Origin of the sequence: Nocardia otitidiscaviarum, assembly GCF_007362295.1 — a bacterium.
Classification (GTDB): domain Bacteria; phylum Actinomycetota; class Actinomycetes; order Mycobacteriales; family Mycobacteriaceae; genus Nocardia; species Nocardia otitidiscaviarum.
In genome coordinates, this window is the sequence record NZ_CP041695.1 from 6965009 (window position 1) to 6983600 (window position 18592).

Consider the following 18592-nt stretch of genomic DNA (forward strand, 5'->3'; position numbering starts at 1 on the left):
CGAACGTTTGCCTCCGTTTCGGTCAAAACTCGCATCCAGGTCGGTCAACCCGCGTTCATCTGGCGTTTTCCGAGAGCAGAAGGCTATTGCCTACCGTTCGCCAGATTCGAAACAAACTCCAAGTTTGTTTAACTGAGCTAAGCCCGTACGTGCGTCTAGCAAAAGTCACCGAAAAGGTGTCGGGTACCCCGAGCGCCGTCCGGCGGCAATCGAATTTCGTTCCCGCCGACCCGCCGCGCACCCATCCGCCGCCGCCCGGCAACGCCCCGACCGGGGGCCGCCGAGCGGCACTGCGATCTTCGTCACATCTCACCGCGACCTGCGGTTTTCCTCAGCCCGCGATTCGGACGATGCCCGTCGTGGTGCCTTGCAGCACATCGCCGGAAGGCATCAGCAGCGGCGAGGTCTGCAAGGGATCGGCGAGCAGTGTGGACGGCAGCCCGCGCTCACTCACCACCTCCCCGGTGTGCGGATCCACGACCGTGAACGCGTAGCCGTCCAGCGGCGTCGTGACCGGCAGACCCACCCGGCTCACCGTGTACAGCAGACCGTCACCGGCCGACAGATGCGGGACGGCGGAACTGCGCACCGTGTTCTCCCACACCGTGCGGCACCCGCCGCCGTCCACATCGACTCGCGTCATACCACCGACGAAGGGAGCCGACGCCGGTTCGGCCGGACCCGCGCCCTCCGGCACCGCCGGATACGGATAGCCGTAGGTGGAGGCAACGAACACCGACGCCCCGATCCCGACGGGCGAGTTCTCGCTACCCGCGCCACCGCGCGTCAGCACCGGCCGGGTGCACACGAGTTCACCGCTGCCGGAACGGAACACCAGCAGGCTCACCTGGCCGTCCGCATTGTCGACAATCGTCAGATAGTCGGCCCCCGTGCTCGGCCCGAAGTAGGTGGGCGTGGACCCGGTCCCCCAGGACAACTGTCCCGGCTTGCGCGCCGGACCCCGGTCGTAGGCCGCGCGCCACAGCTGCACCGGCCGCCCGGCGGCGTCGGCGTCGAATTCGTAGAGCGCGTGCGTGGTCGCCACCGCGACCCGCCCGCTCGGCGCGGCCGAGATGCTGTTGGCCACCTGCTCTCCGGCGGGCAGCCCGAGCGTGGCGACGGCACCGCCGAGCGTCACCGTGCCGACAATGCCGCGCGCGGTGCCGAACCAGACCGTGCCCGACCAGTCCGGCACCAGCCCGGTGACGCTGTCACCATCCGGAATGGCCGCCGTGAGATCCACCGAATCGACCACGCGCAGTTCCCATCCCGCCCCCGTGCGCTCGTGCGCGATCCGCAACAGCTTCCGGGCGCCGTCCACCACCACGAGCCGGTCGTCGTTGTCGAGATAGGCATACACGCCCCCGAGCAGCCCACCCTTGGTCAGCTTCAGCTGCGCCAGTGACCCGGTGAGCACCCCCGCCGACCCACTGGCGGACCCGCTCGCCGACCCGCTGCCGGACCCACTGGCAAGCCCCGCCGATCCGGTGGCCGGACCCCCGGACCCGGTACCGAGCAGCCCCGAATCCGCCGGATCGATCAGATGCACCACCGGCGCACGGTCGACCACGCCGGTACACAGCGCCACCACCAACCCGTCGGACCCCTGCAACAGCGTCGGACAGGCCGCCCCCAGCGGGTACACCCCGATCCCCCGCGCACCGGTCCCCGGCCCCGGATACGGCACCACATCCGAGGACCCCGCATCCCCGTGCATGGTCGCCGAACCCACCGGCCCCAGATATGGATTCGGCTCCGCCAACGGCCCCCACCCGGGCGCCGCCGCCCCCGGCCCCGCCGCGATCGTCCCCAACATGCCGACCGTCAGCAGCCCCAATGCCGACCGTCCGATTCTCCGTGCTGACACAGCCGCCGATACTGCCCGACCGCTACCGGGTCCTCGGGCAATACGCCACTCCGGCCCCGGCCAGTGGGACCGGGTCTGGACTTACGACGCCAACTCCGCCCGGGCGGGCGGCTGCCAGATGCGGCTGCGCAGGTCGGTGCCGCGGATGACCTGGATGCGCCACGGGGTGAGGCGCAGTACGCGCAGCTTGGGGTCGTCGGGGCCGTGCCAGAACTGGCCGAGGTGGTAGCCGGCGCCGCGGGGGCTGGTGCGGCGGTACAGGTTCCAGACGTGGGTTTTGCGGGTGATGTCGTCGACGCCTTCGGCTGTCGCTTCGACCGCCACGGAGTTGTTGCCGGGTTTCCAGTAGGAGAAGCTGGTGTGCGGGTTGGCGGCCAGGTGTTTCTCCTTGACGGGGGTGCGGTAGGTGGCGAGCCAGCCGAGGGGGTTGCCGTCGACCTTCTCCCATACCGGGATCAGGACGCGGGTGCGGGGGCGGTTGCGGGCGTCGACCGTCACCATGGTGGCGTAGTTGATGGAGCCGACGTAGGCGTTGAATTCGCTTTCCAGATCCTCGAATCGGCCGACCTTGGCGCTCATGAGGCGACTCCCTTCCGGAGAACTTCGATCACACTGGCGAAACTGTCCGAACCGTGCCCTGATTCCCGGGCGCGCAGCATGGTGGACTTGAGCAGTTCGGGCAGGGCGGTGTCGATGCCGCGCGTCGACTCCTCGTGCAGCACATGGTCGATCGTCGCGATCTGCACGTCCACGGTGGCGTCGTCGCCCGGGTAGCTGCCCTCGTCCACCTGGGCGGCGTAGCGGGTGAGGAAGGAGTTCACGGTGGCGAGCCAGCGGATCGCGATGGGGGTGAACTCCTGTGCCGCAACCTGTTCCGCGCCGACCAGGGCGACGCCGTGCAGCCAGCCGGTCATGGTGGACCACATGAGATTCAGCAGCGCCGAGTCGTAGAGGGCGGCGATACCGGCGTCCGCGCCGAGGTAGAGCGGATCGCCGAGAGCGGCGAGGGTCGCGCGGTGCGCTTCGAACGGGGCGGCGGCACCGCTGTAGAGGAACATGACCTCGGAGCTGCCGACGCCGGGCGGGGTGGTCATGATGCCGCCGTCGAGATAGTCGACGCCGCGCTCACCGAACCACTCGGCGGCCGCACGGGCCTGCTCGGCACCGCACGAGGTGAGGTTGACCAGCGCCTTGCCCGCGAGTTCGGACACGATCGGATCGGTCAGCTCCCGCATCGCCTCCTGGTCGAAGACGCAGACGAGGACCAGCGGGCTCGCCTCGACCGCCCGGCGCGGATCGGCCGCCGGCACCGCGCCCCGGTCCACCAGCGGCTGGGCCTTGTGCGCCGACCGGTTCCACACGGTGACCCGGTGGCCGCGATCGAGCAGCGCGGCGGCCAGCGCCGAGCCCATCTGACCCAGGCCGAGTACCGTGACGGACTGCGGTGTGGTGTTCATCTCTTGTCTCCCTTGAGGTTTCAACGATTCTTGGCCGACCGGGATCAAGATTCGCAGCCCGTATGGGAGCCGACCAGTGACACGAATGCCGGGTATCACCAAATTCCTGCCATAGGCTGACGGGTATGAGCGTCGGTTCCGTAGCCCTGGTCGTTCCCGCCGACATCGGCGTGCCCACCTGGGATCTCTACGAATTGAGCATTCCGGCAACAGTTTTCGGAAAGCCCCAGCCGGACCTGTCCCCCACCTGGTATGAATTGCGGCTGTGCGGCACCGGTGATCGGAGCGAACCCGGCTCACCAGGCTTCACACTGCGTACCCCCTACGGGCTCGAGGGTCTGGTGGGTGCCGACACCGTGATCGTCCCATCGGTGCCGGACGACTGTGTCGATGAAGGAAAGCCGCTGCCACCCGATCTGATCGATGCCCTGCGTGCCGCGCACGCCGCCGGCGCCCGCATGGTCTCGCTGTGCACCGGAGCCTTCGCCCTGGCCGAGGCCGGACTGCTGGACGGCCGCCGCGCCACCGCGCACTGGATGCACACCGCGCAGCTGGCCGAGCGCTATCCCGAAGTGCGCGTGGATGATTCGGTGCTGTACGTGGACAACGGCGATGTGCTCACCAGCGCCGGGATGACCGCGGGCCTCGACCTGTGCCTGCATCTGGTGCGCCGCGACCTCGGCTCCCGGGTGGCGAATCAGCTGGCGCGGCGCATGGTGGTGCCCGCGCACCGGCCGGGCGGTCAGGCCCAGTTCATCGAGGAATCGGTGCCCGAGACCGACGACCGCGCCCTCGCGCCGGTCATGGACTGGGCGCGCACCCGCCTCGACCGGCCGCTCACCGTCGAGGACCTGGCCCGCCGCGCCGCCGTCAGCCCCCGCACCCTCTACCGGCGCTTCCAGGAGACGACCGGCACCACGCCGTTGCAGTGGCTGCTGAACCAGCGTCTGGCCCGCGCCCGCGCCCTGCTGGAAACCACCCATCTCCCGGTGGAGAAGATCGCCGAACGCAGCGGCTTCGGCACCGCCAACAATCTGCGGCATCACTTCGTGGAGCGGCTCGGCGTCTCCCCCGGCGGCTACCGTCGCGCCTTCCCCTGCCAGCCCCTCGGGACGAACCCCGACGAGACGAACTCCGACGAGACGAACGTCGCCTGAAACGGCGAAGGGCTCGACCCGGAATCCGGATCGAGCCCTTCGACTGGTGGGCGAGGGGGGACTTGAACCCCCACGTCCTTGCGGACACTGGCACCTGAAGCCAGCGCGTCTGCCATTCCGCCACTCGCCCGAGCGACGTGAAAAAGTTATCACGGGGTATGCCCTAAAACGAAATCGCCTGGTGACCGGCCGTACACCCAATTGCGGACCGGGCGGGAACCAGGGGCTTTCGCCAAGAGTTACAGGTGTGGACGATCGTGGATATCATGCAATCACCGTGTCCCTACGGCGACACGCCCTTCTCGCGTGTCGCCGTATCGGACGCGCCGTGCATGACACGGCGTCTGCAGACCACGACACGAGAAACGCTCGCTCTCGAGGGAGCGTCATGACCCGGGAGGAGGGGCGATGGGTATCGTTTCGCGGTTCGAACGTCGCCTCCAGGGAGCTGTCGGGGATGTCTTCGCCCGCGTGTTCGGCGGTAGCGTCGTGCCCCAGGAAGTCGAGTCGGCCCTCCAGCGCGAGGCCACCGATCACATCCAGGAACTCGACGGTGGGCATCTGTTGGCTCCCAACAGCTACACCATCACCATCAACGAGTCGGACCTGCGGCAACTCGAGGCCGACCACGATCTGACCACCCGCGCGTTCGCCAAACATCTGCAGGACTACATCCGCGAGCAGGGGTGGCAGACCTACGGCGAAGTGCACGTGGCGTTCGAGGCATCACCTACGCTGCACACCGGACAGTTCAGAACCCGCGGCCGGGTGGACCCGGACGTGGGCCGTCGGACCGGCCCACCACCGGCATCTGAACGACCACAACGACCCGAACACCCGCAACCAGGAGCTGGCCCCATGACGCAGAACTCAGGCTACGACCCCAGCCGTGACGCCGCGGAGTCCGATCCACGCCGCGGCGGGTACGCACCCCCTCCGGCGGGCGGCCAGCAGGGCTACGCCGACCAGGGCTACGGCCAGCAGGGTTACGCCGATCAGGGCTACGGCGACTACCAGAACGGTTACGACCAGGGCGGCTACGGCCAGCAGGGTTACGGCCAGCAGGGTTACGCGGACCAGCAGGCGTACGGCCAGCAGGGCTACGCCGATCCGGGCTACGGCCAGCAGGGCTACGCCGACCCCGGCTACGACCAGCAGGGCTACCAGCAGGGTTACGACCAGGGCGGCTACGGCCAGCAGCAGGGTTACGACCAGGGCTACGGCCAGCAGGGCTACGCCGATCCGGGCTACGGGCAGCAGCAGGGCTACGACCAGGCGTACGGTCAGCAGCAGGGCTACGCCGATCCGGGCTACGGGCAGCAGGGCTACGCGGACCCCGGCTACGACCAGGGCGGCTACGCACCCGACGACCAGTACGGCCAGCAGGGCTACGGGCAGCAGCCCGGCTACGGACAGCAGGGCTACGGACAGGCTCCGGCGGCCCCGCCGCACGGCGGCTCCAGCTACTCGGCCACCCTCCAGCTCGACGACGGCAGCGGTCGCACCTACCAGTTGCGTGAGGGATCCAACATCATCGGCCGCGGCCAGGACGCGCACTTCCGGCTTCCCGACACCGGGGTGTCCCGTCGCCATATCGAGGTGCGTTGGGACGGTCAGACGGCCATGCTCTCGGACCTCGGTTCGACCAATGGAACGCTGGTCAACGGCTCGCCGGTGCAGGATTGGCAGCTCGCCGACGGGGATGTCATCCGCGCCGGGCATTCCGAGATCCTGATCCGGATCGTCTGATCCCGTAAGCTCGCGGTGCAGGTCACGATATGGCCCGAGAATCCTCGGTCGTATCGTGATCGCAACCGGTCTACGGCCCTATGATGCTGCCAACACTCACGCGGTGGCGAAACCCGGCCCGTGCTGACAGGCAACACCGGTTGGGGGTCGACGAACCGTACCTACAACACGGTCGAACAGGAGGTGGAGCACCGTGCAGGGATTGATCCTGCAATTGACCCGTGCGGGGTTCCTGCTGCTGCTGTGGCTGTTCGTGTGGGCGGTGCTCCGGACCTTGCGCAGCGATATCTACGCGGCATCCGGCATCAGAGTCGCGCCACGGTCCCAGAGTGGTTCCGCGGTGCTGCCATCGTTTCGCCGGGGCCAGAAGGGCGCCAAATATCTCGTGGTGACTCAAGGCTCACTCGCCGGCACCCGCATCACTCTCGGCACCCAGCCGGTGCTGATCGGGCGGGCCGATGATTCCACGCTGGTACTCACCGACGACTACGCCTCCACCCGCCACGCGCGCCTGTCGCCGCGTGGTGAGGACTGGTATGTCGAGGATCTCGGTTCCACCAACGGGACCTACCTCGACCGCGCGAAAGTCACCACGCCGGTGCGGGTTCCGCTCGGCACACCCGTCCGTGTCGGCAAGACAGTGATCGAGCTCCGATCGTGACACTTGTTCTCCGCTACGCAGCGCGCAGCGACCGCGGTCTCGTCCGAAGCAACAACGAGGACTCCGTCTACGCGGGGGCGCGGCTGCTCGCGCTCGCGGACGGGATGGGCGGCCACGCCGCCGGTGAGATCGCCTCGCAGTTGATGATCGCCGCCCTGGCCCATCTCGACGACGACGAACCCGGCGACGATCTGCTCGGCAAGCTCGACCGCGCGGTGCGCGAGGGCAATGCCGCCATCGCCGATCAGGTCGAGGAGGAACCCGAACTCGACGGCATGGGCACCACGCTCACCGCCATCCTGTTCGCGGGCAAGAAGCTCGGCCTCGCCCATGTCGGCGACTCCCGCGCCTACCTGTTCCGCAACGGCGAGCTGACTCAGATCACCCGGGACGACACCTTCGTGCAGTCGCTGGTGGACGAGGGGCGCATCACCCCGGAACAGGCGCACACCCATCCGCAGCGGTCGCTGATCATGCGCGCGCTCACCGGCAACGAGATCGAGCCGACGCTCATCGTGCGCGAGGCCCGCGCCGGTGACCGCTACCTGCTGTGCTCGGACGGCCTGTCCGACGTGGTCAGCGACGAGACCATCGGCAACACCCTGCGCGAGGGCACCACCGACGAGGCGGCCGACCGGCTCATCGAACTGGCGCTGCGCAGCGGCGGTCCCGACAATGTGACCGTCGTGGTCGCCGACGTGATCGACCTCGACTACGGCCAGAGCCACCCCATCGTGGCGGGCGCGGCCTCCGGTGAGGACGAGGACACTCCCCCGCCGAACACCGCCGCCGGGCGGGCCGCCGCCATGAGACCGCCGCGCGCCGCCCCGCGCCGCGCCGTCCAGCAGTCCGAGCCCGAACCGCCGCGCAAGGGCCACAAGCTGCGCTGGCTGCTGCTGGCGGTGGCGCTCATCGTGGCCATCGGCGCCGGGCTCACGGTCGGCTACAACATGATTCGCAGCAACTACTACGTGGGCGCGGACGGCGATCGGGTGGTGGTACTACGCGGGCTGCCCGGTTCGGTGCTGGGCTACTCCATCCACGACGTCGATCAGATCGGATGCGTCACCCGCGACGGCGAACTGTCCCTCGTCGCCCCCGGCACCGACTTCCCGGCCGGCTGCCGCGAACTGACCTTCGACGATCTCAAGCCCACCGGTCGCGATTCCGTCGAGAAGGGCCTGCCGCCCGGCTCCCGCGAGGACGCCGTGACGCAGATGCGGTCGCTGGCGCAGCGGGAACTGCTGCCGCCGTGCGAGAAGCCCGCCGAACCGGAGCCGACGCCGCCGAGCGACCCGAATCAGCCGCCCGCCACGGGCACGCCGACCACGGCGGTGCCGCCGACCACCACCGGTCAGCCGGACACCGAGCCCGGCACCGAACGCACCGGTGAGCTGCGTCCGCCGGAGAACCGCGAGCAGCCGCCGGCCAGCGCCCCCGTCACCACCACCCAGGCGCCGCAGATCGCGGGCCAGAACTGCAGAGTGACGGACTGATGTCCGCACCGGCACCGCCGTCCGCTGGGGCCTTTCCCAGCCCGCCGGGCGGATTCGCTCCCGCGCCGCCGCCGTCCACCCGGCGGAATATCGAGTTGCTGCTACTCGGCCTCGCCGCCCTCGTCACCACGGTGGCGCTGGTGCTGGTGGAGGCCAGCCAGGAACAATCCATCAGCTGGGATATCGCCAAGCTGGGTTTGGCGTACCTGGCGCTGTTCGGGGTCGCGCATTTGGCGGTACGGCGCTTCGCGGCCTTCGCCGACCCGGTGCTCCTACCGATCGTGGCCCTGCTCAACGGCTTGGGGCTGGTGCTCATCCATCGCCTGGATCTGGCCGATAAACAGGACGCCATCTTCAACTCCACGGCCATCCCCTCCCCCGACGCCAATCAGCAGGTGCTGTGGACCGGGCTGGGGATGGTGGTATTCATGGGTCTGCTCATCACGCTGCGCGACTACCGCACGTTGGCGCGCTACGCCTACACCCTGGGTCTGATCGGCCTGATAGCCCTGGCCATTCCGGCGCTGCTGCCGGATCGGTTCTCCATGGTCAACGGCGCCAAGATCTGGATCCGGCTGCCCGGATTCAGCGTGCAGCCGGGCGAATTCGCGAAGCTGCTGCTGATCATCTTCTTCGCCGGGGTGCTGGTCGCCAAGCGTGACCTGTTCACCGTGGCGGGCAAGCATGTGCTGGGGCTGGAGCTGCCGCGCCCCCGCGATCTGGGCCCGATCCTGGTGGTCTGGGTGGTGTGCATCGGCGTGCTGGTGCTGGAGAAGGACCTCGGCACCTCGCTGCTCATCTTCGTCACCGTGCTGACCATGCTCTACATCGCCACCGAGCGGGTGGGCTGGCTGGTGATCGGCGGCGGTCTGCTGGCCATCGGATTCCTCTTCGCCTACAACCGATTCGGGCATGTGCGGGTGCGCGTGGAGACCTGGCTGCACCCGTTCGACGACTACAACAACACCGGCTACCAGATCTCGCAGTCGCTGTTCGGCCTGGCCACCGGCGGACTGGCGGGGACCGGGCTGGGCAGCGGACGGCCGTCACAGGTGCCCTTCGCCAAGACCGACTTCATCATCACCACCATCGGTGAGGAACTCGGGCTCGTCGGCCTGGCCGCAGTGCTCATGCTGTTCACCGTGCTCGTGGTGCGCGGGCTGCGCACGGCGCTGGCGGTGCGTGACAGCTTCGGCAAACTGCTCGCCGCCGGACTGTCGTTCACCATCGCCGTGCAGGTGTTCGTGGTGGTCGGCGGTGTCACCAAACTGATTCCGCTGACCGGTCTCACCACGCCGTTCGTCTCGTACGGTGGTTCCTCGCTGCTGGCCAACTACGCGCTGGTGGCGCTGCTGATCAAGATCTCCGACGCGGCCCGCGCACCCGCCCCGGTGCGCAGGCGCGCCCCCGAACCCATTGCCGACGCCCCCACCGAGATGGTGCGGCGACCTCCGAAGGGAGGCACCGCGTGAACACTCCCCTGCGTCGCGTCGCCATGGCCGTGATGATCATGGTCGTCGCCCTGCTGGCCAATGCCACCTACGTGCAGGTCATCAAGGCCGACAGCCTGCGCAGCGATCCACGCAACGTGCGGGTGCTGATGGACGAGTACTCCCGTCAGCGCGGCCAGATCTCGGCGCAGGGCACGGTGCTGGCCAGTTCCGTCGCCACCGACGACCGGTACAAGTACCTGCGCACCTACCCGACCGATCCGGCGGCCTACGCCCCGGTGACCGGGTTCTACTCCATGCAGTACGGCAGCACCGGGCTCGAGCACGCCGAGGACTCGGTGCTCAACGGCTCCGACAATCAGCTGTTCGGCCGTCATCTCGTCGATCTGGTCTCCGGCCGCGATCCGCGTGGCGGCAATGTGGTCACCACCATCGACCCGGTCATGCAGAAGGTCGCCTACGAGCAGCTCACCTCGAAGGGCTACACCGGTTCGGTGGTGGCCATCGAACCGAGCACCGGACGCATCCTCACCATGGTGTCCACCCCCAGTTACGACCCGAACCAGCTGTCCAGCCACGACGGCGCCGCGGTCACCCAGACCTGGAACGACCTGCAGCAGGATCCGCGCTCACCCATGCTGAACCGCGCTGTGTCGCAGACCTATCCGCCCGGTTCCACCTTCAAGGTGGTGGTCACGGCCGCCGCGCTGTCCGCGGGCATCGCGCAGCCGGACGACCAGTTCACGGCCGCGTCGCGCATCACCCTGCCCGACACCGCCACCACGCTGGAGAACTACAACGGCAACCACTGCGGCCCCGGCGACAGCCAGACCGCATCACTGACCACCGCGTTCAAACTGTCCTGTAACACCGCTTTCGTGGAGCTCGGTATCAAGGTTGGGTCCGCGACGCTCAAGGACGAAGCGGCCGCGTTCGGTATCGGACAGCACGAGGGGATCCCGATTCCCGTGGCGGACAGCACCGTCGGCACCATCCCGGACGGCGCCGCGCTCGGACAGAGCAGCATCGGCCAGCGCGACGTGGCGCTCACGCCACTGGACAACGCGGTCATCGCGGCCACCATCGCCAACGGCGGCGTCCGGATGCGGCCCTACCTGGTCGACCAACTGCAAGGCCCGGATCTCAGCGTGCTCAGCACCACCAAACCGATGTCGGTGGGTCAGGCGGTGAACGCCCAGGTGGCGTCCCAACTGACCACTCTGATGATGGAATCGGAGAAGAACACCCAGGGCGGGGGCCGCAGCCCCTACACGATCGCTTCCAAGACCGGCACCGCCGAGCACGGCAGCGATCCCCGCAACACCCCGCCCCACGCCTGGTACATCGCCTTCGCGCCGGCGCAGAACCCGAAGATCGCGATCGCGGTCATCGTGGAGAACGGCGGTGACCGCGCCCTGGCCGCGACCGGTGGTTCCGTCGCGGCGCCGGTCGCCCGCGCGGTGCTCGACGCCGGACTGGCGGGGGGCTGAACGATATGAACGTGCTCGCTGGACGGGGGCTGGAATGCTGACCAACGGTGCCTTGATCGCCGACCGCTACCGGCTGCATCGCCTCATCGCCACCGGCGGTATGGGACAGGTCTGGGAAGCCCTGGACACCCGCCTCGACCGCCGGGTCGCGGTGAAGGTGCTCAAGGCGGAATTCTCGGCCGACCCCACCTTCCGGCACCGGTTCCGCACCGAGGCCAAGACCACCGCGCAGCTCAACCACCCCGGTATCGCCGGTATCTACGACTACGGCGAGACCATGGACCCGGCGGGCGGCGAAACCGCCTACCTGGTCATGGAATTGGTGTCCGGTGAACCGCTGAACGCCGTGCTCAACCGGCTCGGTCGGCTGTCGGTGGCGCAGGGCCTGGACATGCTCGAGCAGACCGGTCGCGCGCTCCAGGTGGCGCACGCCGCGGGCGTCGTGCACCGCGACGTCAAGCCCGGCAACATCCTGGTGACGCCGACCGGCCAAGTGAAGATCACCGACTTCGGCATCGCCAAGGCCGTCGACGCCTCCCCGGTCACCAAGACCGGCATGGTCATGGGCACCGCCCAGTACATCGCGCCCGAACAGGCCACCGGCGAGGACGCCACCGCCGCCTCCGACGTGTACTCGCTCGGCGTGGTCGGCTACGAGGCGCTGGCCGGACAGCGGCCCTTCACCGGAGACGGCGCGCTCACCGTCGCCATGAAGCATGTGCGGGAGACCCCGCCGCCGCTGCCGCCCGACCTGCCGCCGAACGTGCGGGAACTCATCGAGATCACCATGGCCAAGGAGCCGGGCCAGCGCTACACCAGCGGCGGCGAATTCGCCGACGCGGTGGCCGCCGTACGCGCGGGCCGTCGGCCGCCGCCGCCCAGCGGCCTGGCCGGGCCGATGACCTCCGGCGCCACCCGGGTGCTGCCGCCCGGACCGACCGTGATCCTGCCCACCGCCGCGCGCGGCGACGCCGCCACCGTGCGGTACCCGACACCGCCGCACGCACAGCGGGCGCAGCAGCCGCCGGTCGCCACCGCCATGATGCAGGGCCCGAACACCCCGCCGCCCGGCACGCCGCCGATCGGTGGACGCACCGCCGAACAGGGCGGCGGACGTTTCACCAACAGCCAGAAGGCCCTCGCGGGTCTCGGCGTCGGCGCGCTGGTCGTGGGTGCGGCGGCGGCCTTCGTCCTGCTCAGCGGGGATCCGCCGGATTCGACGCCGCCCACCAAGACCAGCGCCGTGGTGGTGCCGCCGCCGGTGCCGACCACCACCACGACCACCGAGCCGCCGACCACCACCCGGTACGTGCCCCCGCCGCCGACGGTCCCGCCGACCACCGAGGAACCGCTGCCGACCACCACGGAGCCGCCGCCGACCACGACGACGCAGCCGCCGACCACCACGCCGCAGCAACCGAGCACGACCAAACCGGCGCCGACCACCACGGTCAAGCCCAGCAAGACCACCATCGAGCCCCCGTTCGAAATACCATCGTGGCCACCGACGGTGCCCGGTGGCGCCGGTGGTGCGTTCGGAACCACGCGACCAGCACACAGCAGCACTCCAGCTCCCGCCGCCCAGCAAGGACTGCCATGACGACCCCGAAGAATCTCTCCTCTCGCTACGAGCTGGGCGAGATCATCGGGTTCGGCGGTATGTCCGAAGTCCACAAGGCGCGGGATCTGCGCCTCGGCCGCGATGTGGCCATCAAGGTGTTGCGTGCCGACCTGGCCCGCGACCCCACGTTCTACCTGCGGTTCAAGCGGGAGGCGCAGAACGCCGCCGCACTGAACCATCCGGCCATCGTGGCGGTCTACGACACGGGTGAGGCCGAGGTCGACGGCGGACCGCTGCCTTACATCGTCATGGAGTACGTGGACGGTGACACGCTGCGCGATCTGGTGCGCGGCAAGGGGCCGCTGCCGCCGCGCCGGGCCATGGAGGTCATCGCCGATGTGTGTGCGGCGCTGGACTTCTCGCACCGCAACGGCATCGTCCACCGGGATATGAAGCCCGCCAACATCATGATCAACCGCGCGGGTGCGGTGAAGGTGATGGACTTCGGCATCGCGCGCGCCATCGCCGACAGCTCCAACCCCATGACGCAGACCGCCGCGGTCATCGGCACCGCGCAGTACCTGTCCCCCGAGCAGGCCCGCGGCGAACAGGTCGACGCCCGCTCGGACGTGTACTCCGTCGGCTGCGTGCTGTACGAGATCCTCACCGGCGAACCGCCTTTCACCGGCGACTCCCCGGTCGCGGTGGCCTACCAGCACGTCCGGGAGGATCCGCGGCTGCCCTCGCACGTACACCCGGGCGTGCCGCGCGAACTGGACTCGGTCGTGCTCAAGGCCATGAGCAAGAACCCGGCCAACCGGTATCAGACCGCCGCCGAGATGCGCGCCGACCTGATCCGGGTGCTGGGCGGGCAGAAGCCGACCGCGCCCATGGTCATGACCGAGGAGGAGAGCACCACCTTCCTCGACGAGGAATTCCCCGCACCGCGCTACCGGACCGTGGAACGCGGCGACGACACCTCCGAACAGGAGATCGTCGACGCGAACGGCTCCCGCCGCGGGCTGTACCTGGGCCTGGCCGGCGCGGCCGCGGTGGTGGTGGCCTTCGTCCTGTTCTGGACGCTGATCGGTCCCGGTGCCGGACCCGACCAGGTCGCGGTGCCGGACCTGGCCAACCGGCCCGCCGCCACCGCGCAGCAGGAATTGGAGCGGCTCGGTTTCACCGTCGCCATCCAGGAGAAGCCGGACAGCAAGGTGGCGCAGGGCAATGTGATCGCCACCCAGCCGCTCGGCGGCTCGCGCGTCGACGAGGGCAGCACCGTCACCCTCCAGGTGTCCACCGGTCCCGCGCAGGTCGCGGTGCCGCGCCTGGCCGGACTCACCCAGCAGCAGGCCGAACAGCAGCTCAATGCCAAAGGGCTGCGGCTGGATTCGGACGTGCAGCGCGACGCCTCCAGCGTCGAGGACAAGGACAAGGTGATCGCCCAGACCCCCACCGAGGGCGCGCGCATCGACGCCAACAGCACGGTCACCATCACCCTCGGCAAGGGACCCGAACAGGTGCGCGTCCCCGACGTGGTGGGCCAGCCGCTGGAGGTGGCCGAACCCAACCTGGTGGAGAGCGCCGGTTTCGAGATCACCGTGCAGGAGGTGCAGAACTCCCAGCCCAAGGGCACGGTGATCGGCACCAACCCGGCGGGCGGATCCATGGCCGACCGGGGCTCCACGGTCATCGTCCAGGTCTCCACCGGCGACGCCATCACCATGCCGGACCTGCGCGGTATGACCCCCGCCCAGGCCGCCGACACCCTGCGCTCGCGCGGCTGGGTCGGCCAGATCAGCCAGAACACCCAGGCCACCCTGGACGCGGGCAGTGTGGGCCGGGTCATCGCCCAGCAGCCCGCGGTCGGCTCCTCGCTCGGCAAGACCGCGACGGTGACCATCACGACCGGCGTGCTGTCCCTCGGACCCCCGTGAGATCCGCCGACCTGCACCACCGACATGGCCGCGCCCCGCGAGGAGCGCGGCCATTCTCGTCAGAGCCGCAGGTGGCGGTTCATCGACATGGCCTCGTCGGCGAGGTCGGGCAGTTCGATCACCTCGATGCCGTGCTCGCGGAGTTTCTCGACGCCGATACAGTCGGCCACGAAGGTGGCCGGTTCACGCCAGGCGATGACGACCCGCCGAATGCCCGCGCGCAGAATGCGATCCGTGCAGGGGGCGCGGTCGAGGCTGGCGCGCTGCGAGCAGGGTTCCAGGGTGCTGTAGAGGGTGGCGTGCGGTAACCGCGGGTCGTCCGGTTCCAGTTTGTTCAGCGCGGATTCCTCGGCGTGCACCTTCTCGTCGGTCTCCCGCGACCAACCGTGTGTGATCTCCACACCGTCCTCGCCGACGATCACCGCGCCCACCGAGAACGCGGTCGCGCTGATCGGGCACAGTCGGGCCAGTCCGATGGCGTGGCGCATCCACTGCCGGTGCAGGCGCTGCTCATCCGACACGGGGACCCTCCTCCTTCGGCAGGTAGCGCAGCAGGGCGATATCACCGACCTGGCTGACCTCGGCCAGCCGCAGCCGCCGATGCGGCCCACCCGGATACGCGGCGGCACGCAGGAATCGCGGGGCGGCCGTATCGCCGACCAGGATCGGGGCGATTGCCATCAGCATCTCATCGGCCAGTCCCGCCGACAGGAAGGCGGTGTGGATCGCGCCGCCGCCCTCCACCATGAGCCGTTCGACGCCGCGCGCGCCGAGATCGTCCAGCAGCGCGGCGAAATCGACCGCACCGCCCAGGGATACGACCGTCGCCGCCCGCGCGAGGCGATCACCCAGCCGCACCACACCGGCCTCGGTGGTGTAGACGATGCGCTCCCCGCCGCTGCGCCAGAAGCGCAACCCCGGGTCGAGCTCGCCCTTGGCCGAGACGACCACCCGCAGCGGGTATTCGGATCGCCCCGCCGAGACCCGGGCGGCGCGGCGTTCGGCGCTGTTCACCAGCAGCCGGGGATTGTCGCGGCGCAGCGTCTCCGCGCCGACCAGAATGGCGTCGGATTCGGCCCGCAGCCGATCCACTCGGTCGAAATCCGCCGAATTCGACAGCAGCAGCCGATCGGTGCGCGCGTCGTCGATGTATCCGTCGATGCTCACCGCCACCGACAACAGCACATGCGGTCGGCGGCGCACCACATCGTCGGGGCGATTCACACCAGCGCCGCGACTTCCGCCTCGAGGGTCCGCACCAGGCCCTCGTCGGGCCGGGCGCCGCAGACGCCCAGCCAGTTGGCCAGCATCCGGTGCCCGCCCTGGGTGAGCACGGATTCGGGATGGAACTGCACCCCGTGAATGGGCAGCTCACGATGCCGCATGGCCATGACGATCCCGCTCTCGGTGCGGCCGAGCACCTCCAGCTCCGGCGGCATGGTCTCCTCGAGCACGGTCAGCGAGTGGTAGCGGGTGGCGGTGAAGGGGTCGGGCAGTCCGGCCAGCACCCCCGCGCCGATGTGGTAGACGTCGGAGGTCTTGCCGTGCAGCAGCTCCGGGGCCCGCGTGACGGTGGCGCCGAAGGCCGTACCGATGGCCTGATGCCCCAGGCACACCCCGAGCAGCGGTACCTCGTGCTTCGCACAGGCGCGCACCAGGTCGATACTGGCCCCCGCGCGCTCCGGCGTCCCCGGTCCGGGGCTGATGAGCAGCCCGTCGAATTCGGTCACCACCGCGTTCACGTCCGCGAGCTGTGGATCGTCATTGCGCCAGACCGTCGCGTCCACGCCCAGCTGCCCCAGATACTGAACCAGGTTGAACACGAAGCTGTCGTAATTGTCGACGACCAGAACACGCATGGTTCGAGAGTAGCTGGGCGCGGCCGCGATCGTCGCAGGCAATACCTAGTATGGACGCATACCTCAGCCATGCGCTGAAGTCACGGAGAGGCGGAGGAGAGCCACCCATGCCCAAGTCGAAGGTCCGGAAGAAGACGGACTACACGATCAACCCGGCCAGCCGGACACCCGTCAAGGTGAAGGCGGCGGGCCCCTCGCCGGTCTGGTACGTCTCCATCATGCTCGGTTTCATGCTGGCCGGGCTGGTGTGGCTGCTGGTGTACTACCTGGCCGCGGAGCAGATCAGCTGGATGAGCGATCTGGGTGCGTGGAACTTCCTGATCGGCTTCGGCCTCATGGTCGTGGGCCTGATCATGACCATGCGCTGGCGCTAGTTCTCCCCAGTCTCCACAAGATGAGCGGGGTGTGGATGGATACGACCGCTACATATAGCGGCTGCTAGTGAGCTCTATCGCCTTACAACAGTGTTATTCATACACACTTGTGGATGAATCTGTGGACAACTCGAGGAGGGTTTGGGGACAGTGACGCCAGCCGATTCCCGCGCCTTGGCGTGGTCGACCCCACCCGCCGCCCTCGCGGTCTGCGCCCTCGGCGGGATCGTGCTCGCCGTGGCGGCCTTCCTGTCCGACGATCCGCCCGGACGGCTGCTCATCGGCCTGGCCGCCGTCGCCCTGCTCGTCATGGCCGGAGTGGGCCTGCGGCAGCGGCCGCGCCTGGCCGTCGAGCCGGGCACCCCCGATCCGGTCGTGGTGCGCGGCGTGGCCGGACCCAAGCGCTACACACCCGAGCAGGTGCTGCGGGCGCGTGTGGTCTCCTACCGGCGACTCGGCCGCCGGATGCCCATGCTCGAACTGGATGTGAACGACGGCGGCGAAGAGCGGCTGCTCATCTTCGGCCGCTGGGATCTCGGGGCCGCACCCGACGAGGTCCTCGAAACCCTGCGCACCCATCTGGGCCACTGACCGGTAGTTCACCCGAGTCGCTCCGGTCGCTCCGCGAATCGATCCGGCCGGGCCGCCGCGACGTCAGTTGATCACTATCACCGTCGGCGCGGCCAGCACGCTCACCACCAGCGCGAGCACCACCACGGCCGCCACCGATCCCCAACCGATCGCGGAGGCGGTCGACTGGGTGCGGGCGCGCAGCAGGCGCGGCAGGTACAGGATCCCGGCCGTGGACAGCGTCCCCGCCGCGAGTCCGCCCAGATGCGCCCACAGCGAGATGCCGGGCACCGACACGCTGATGAACAGGTTGATCGCCAACAGCACGGCGATCTGCGTCATGTTCTGCCTGGTGCGCAGCATGATCACCGCGACCGCGCCGAACAGACCGTAGATCGCGCCGGACGCGCCGACGGTGGCGGTGAGCGGATCGACCAGCGCCATGACGGCCGCGGAGCCACCCAGCAGCGAGGCCAGATACACCGCGAGGAAGCGCGTACGTCCCAGCGCCACTTCGCAGTACGGGCCGAGCAGGTACAGCGCGAGCATATTCACCAGCAGGTGGATCAGGCCGTAGTGCAGGAAGCCGGAGCCGACCACCCGGAACCACTCGCCGTCGCCGACGAAGGCGGGCACCAACCGCCATGCCCTGAACAGCGAGGAGGCCCGATTGTCCATCAGGTTCCCGGCTTCCAGCGCGGTAATGCCGTAGATGACGACATTCACGGCGATCAGCGCGTAGGTCACGAACGGCACGGGATTGCGCGACAGCGTCGCCCCGCCCACCGTGCGCACCTGCCGAACATCCTTCTGCCCCTGTGCCACACAGTCCACGCAGTGCTGCCCGACCGAGGCCGAGCGCAGACATTCCGGGCAGGCGGACCGCCCGCACCGCGTGCAGGCCAGACCGGTGGGCCGGTCCGGATGGCGGTAACACGACGGTGCGGGCGGGTGCGGATTCAT

The 18592-nt window shown here is 69.1% G+C and carries 17 protein-coding genes and 1 tRNA gene; 10 read left to right on the plus strand and 8 right to left on the minus strand.

Going from position 1 to position 18592, the window contains the following annotated elements; translation table 11 throughout:
- Positions 1 to 331 precede the first annotated feature (331 nt).
- The 3 genes from FOH10_RS31300 to FOH10_RS31315 all read right to left on the minus strand — a co-directional run bounded on the left by FOH10_RS31300 (position 332) and on the right by FOH10_RS31315 (position 3324).
- On the minus strand, positions 332 to 1816 hold the full coding sequence (locus FOH10_RS31300) for a hypothetical protein (RefSeq protein WP_244962144.1): 1485 nt from the start codon (positions 1814 to 1816) through the stop codon (positions 332 to 334).
- A 132-nt stretch (positions 1817 to 1948) separates the two neighbouring features.
- Entirely contained in the window at positions 1949 to 2446 is a 498-nt protein-coding gene (locus FOH10_RS31310) for a pyridoxamine 5'-phosphate oxidase family protein (RefSeq protein WP_143983364.1), read from the minus strand.
- A complete protein-coding gene (locus FOH10_RS31315) occupies positions 2443 to 3324 on the minus strand; it encodes an NAD(P)-dependent oxidoreductase (protein WP_143983365.1) in 882 nt (293 codons plus the stop codon). Before FOH10_RS31315 ends, FOH10_RS31310 begins: the two co-directional genes overlap by 4 nt.
- Before the next feature lie 125 nt (positions 3325 to 3449).
- On the opposite strand from FOH10_RS31315, the gene FOH10_RS31320 reads away from it, so the two are divergent.
- Positions 3450 to 4481 carry a GlxA family transcriptional regulator gene (locus tag FOH10_RS31320; RefSeq protein ID WP_143983366.1) on the plus strand — a complete coding sequence of 344 codons (1032 nt, stop codon included), beginning with the start codon at positions 3450 to 3452 and terminating at the stop codon, positions 4479 to 4481.
- Positions 4482 to 4525: 44 nt separating this feature from the next.
- Here the strand turns inward: FOH10_RS31320 and FOH10_RS31325 are convergent.
- Positions 4526 to 4611: transfer RNA gene (locus FOH10_RS31325), tRNA-Leu, on the minus strand.
- A gap of 278 nt (positions 4612 to 4889) precedes the next feature.
- Between FOH10_RS31325 and FOH10_RS31330 the strand changes: the two genes are divergently transcribed.
- From FOH10_RS31330 to pknB, 7 genes are all read left to right on the plus strand, one after another.
- Complete coding sequence (locus tag FOH10_RS31330) at positions 4890 to 6230, plus strand: FHA domain-containing protein (protein ID WP_143983367.1); 1341 nt, start codon at positions 4890 to 4892, stop codon at positions 6228 to 6230.
- Positions 6231 to 6423: 193 nt separating this feature from the next.
- Entirely contained in the window at positions 6424 to 6891 is a 468-nt protein-coding gene (locus FOH10_RS31335; RefSeq protein ID WP_029930527.1) for an FHA domain-containing protein FhaB/FipA, read from the plus strand.
- On the plus strand, positions 6888 to 8387 hold the full coding sequence (locus FOH10_RS31340; protein WP_143983368.1) for a PP2C family protein-serine/threonine phosphatase: 1500 nt from the start codon (positions 6888 to 6890) through the stop codon (positions 8385 to 8387). Before FOH10_RS31335 ends, FOH10_RS31340 begins: the two co-directional genes overlap by 4 nt.
- The gene (locus FOH10_RS31345; protein ID WP_029930529.1) at positions 8387 to 9859 is read left to right on the plus strand and encodes an FtsW/RodA/SpoVE family cell cycle protein; all 1473 of its coding nucleotides are present in this window, start codon (positions 8387 to 8389) and stop codon (positions 9857 to 9859) included. Before FOH10_RS31340 ends, FOH10_RS31345 begins: the two co-directional genes overlap by 1 nt.
- Positions 9856 to 11328 (plus strand): peptidoglycan D,D-transpeptidase FtsI family protein, encoded by a 1473-nt coding sequence (locus FOH10_RS31350; RefSeq protein ID WP_039808179.1) that lies wholly within the window; start codon positions 9856 to 9858, stop codon positions 11326 to 11328. Before FOH10_RS31345 ends, FOH10_RS31350 begins: the two co-directional genes overlap by 4 nt.
- 34 nt (positions 11329 to 11362) lie before the next feature.
- The gene (locus FOH10_RS31355) at positions 11363 to 12928 is read left to right on the plus strand and encodes a protein kinase domain-containing protein (protein ID WP_186000638.1); all 1566 of its coding nucleotides are present in this window, start codon (positions 11363 to 11365) and stop codon (positions 12926 to 12928) included.
- Positions 12925 to 14826 (plus strand): Stk1 family PASTA domain-containing Ser/Thr kinase, encoded by a 1902-nt coding sequence (gene pknB / locus FOH10_RS31360; RefSeq protein ID WP_143983369.1) that lies wholly within the window; start codon positions 12925 to 12927, stop codon positions 14824 to 14826. Before FOH10_RS31355 ends, pknB begins: the two co-directional genes overlap by 4 nt.
- A 59-nt stretch (positions 14827 to 14885) precedes the next feature.
- Here pknB and FOH10_RS31365 read toward each other — a convergent pair whose 3' ends face one another.
- From FOH10_RS31365 to FOH10_RS31375, 3 genes are read right to left on the minus strand one after another with little or no spacing between them, the layout of a single operon-like run.
- Positions 14886 to 15347, minus strand: coding sequence for a deaminase (locus tag FOH10_RS31365; RefSeq protein ID WP_244961456.1), 462 nt, complete (start codon positions 15345 to 15347; stop codon positions 14886 to 14888).
- Complete coding sequence (locus FOH10_RS31370; protein WP_244961457.1) at positions 15337 to 16050, minus strand: RibD family protein; 714 nt, start codon at positions 16048 to 16050, stop codon at positions 15337 to 15339. Before FOH10_RS31370 ends, FOH10_RS31365 begins: the two co-directional genes overlap by 11 nt.
- Positions 16047 to 16685 carry an aminodeoxychorismate/anthranilate synthase component II gene (locus tag FOH10_RS31375; protein ID WP_029930535.1) on the minus strand — a complete coding sequence of 213 codons (639 nt, stop codon included), beginning with the start codon at positions 16683 to 16685 and terminating at the stop codon, positions 16047 to 16049. Before FOH10_RS31375 ends, FOH10_RS31370 begins: the two co-directional genes overlap by 4 nt.
- 107 nt (positions 16686 to 16792) lie before the next feature.
- On the opposite strand from FOH10_RS31375, the gene crgA reads away from it, so the two are divergent.
- Positions 16793 to 17059, plus strand: a complete 267-nt coding sequence (gene crgA / locus FOH10_RS31380; RefSeq protein ID WP_143983370.1) for a cell division protein CrgA — start codon at positions 16793 to 16795, stop codon at positions 17057 to 17059.
- 150 nt (positions 17060 to 17209) lie between these two features.
- Positions 17210 to 17650 (plus strand): PH domain-containing protein, encoded by a 441-nt coding sequence (locus FOH10_RS31385; RefSeq protein WP_143983371.1) that lies wholly within the window; start codon positions 17210 to 17212, stop codon positions 17648 to 17650.
- Between the two features lie 63 nt (positions 17651 to 17713).
- Here FOH10_RS31385 and FOH10_RS31390 read toward each other — a convergent pair whose 3' ends face one another.
- Positions 17714 to 18592: a rhomboid family intramembrane serine protease gene (locus FOH10_RS31390; protein ID WP_029930538.1), complete on the minus strand. Its 879-nt coding sequence runs from the start codon at positions 18590 to 18592 to the stop codon at positions 17714 to 17716.